Source organism: Actinomadura sp. NPDC048955, from assembly GCF_040649435.1.
Classification (GTDB): Bacteria; Actinomycetota; Actinomycetes; order Streptosporangiales; family Streptosporangiaceae; genus Spirillospora; species Spirillospora luteofluorescens.
On the sequence record NZ_JBEZJI010000217.1, the window covers coordinates 1 to 1,001 of the forward strand.

Sequence of the window (1,001 nt, forward strand, 5' to 3'; positions counted from 1 at the left end):
GCTTAACATATTCCTATATGTAACGTTCTTTTTGATACACCTGTTATTTCAATAATGTCTTTTAAATTATATTGGTATTCCAGAAATCATTCACCTCTTTTAAAATTTCATCTGATGATTTAATAGTAGCTTCTTCTATAGTACGTTGTGTTTTTTCTAAATAGTATTTTATAAGATAATAACCACACGTATATCCGGCTGCATGTGGTAATCCAACAGGCACTCCACCTTGCATTCTTGTAATTTCATCTCCATAAAGATATGGCATTGCCTCAAACATATTATTAATATCTAGATTTTCCTTTATTGTATTTTTGATTTTATTATTTTGTTGATACCAATCAATTTCAGTTACCCATGGCCCTAAATATTTTGTTCCATACATTTTTTCCACAAAATTTTCTGCGAGTCCTTCTGAAATAATTAATTCAGTCAGAGATCCGCCATCCCATTTAATGTACTGATATCTAATATTATGATTTATTTCGTGAGCAATTGCACTTTTAATACGGCTTATTGTATATTGATTGGGTACTAATGAAATGAATATATAACCAGGTATCCCACCATCTCCACCATAATTATTATTTAGATACATCGTGGGTTTTTTACTGTCCCCTAATAATACAGTAAACGTATATTTATCAATATGTGATTCAATTCCATTTTTCTCAAATTGTTCTATACCATCTTCTATATATAACTTACAATCATTCCAAAAGGCATCATTTAGCAGTGCAACTTCACTCCTATAATTTGTATTAAATGCTTCTGGCGAAATATGAGTCATATTTAAAAATTGTAATGCATCAAATCCAAAGTTGTCACTTTCAAAAGGTATGTTCTGAATTTCAAATTTTTCTTTAAAGTATTTTAGAAGATTGTCTTTAAAATATTTCGACTTATTTTCATATTCTGTATCAAGTAAACCTAAATATACCTTATCTGATCTAACTATATTTATTTTATACATATTTATCCCTCCATATCACTAACAATAA

At 28.5% G+C, this 1,001-nt stretch carries 1 protein-coding gene; it reads right to left on the reverse strand.

The genetic code is table 11. The annotated features are described in order from the left end of the window. Positions 1 to 61: 61 nt before the first annotated feature. Entirely contained in the window at positions 62 to 973 is a 912-nt protein-coding gene (locus AB0C84_RS46365) for a DUF2268 domain-containing putative Zn-dependent protease (RefSeq protein WP_002498899.1), read from the reverse strand. Positions 974 to 1,001 lie beyond the last annotated feature (28 nt).

Excerpts from the sequence above, each read along its gene's own strand:
- AB0C84_RS46365 (WP_002498899.1), bottom strand. The coding sequence starts at position 973 with ATGTATAAAATAAATATAGTTAGATCAGATAAGGTATATTTAGGTTTA.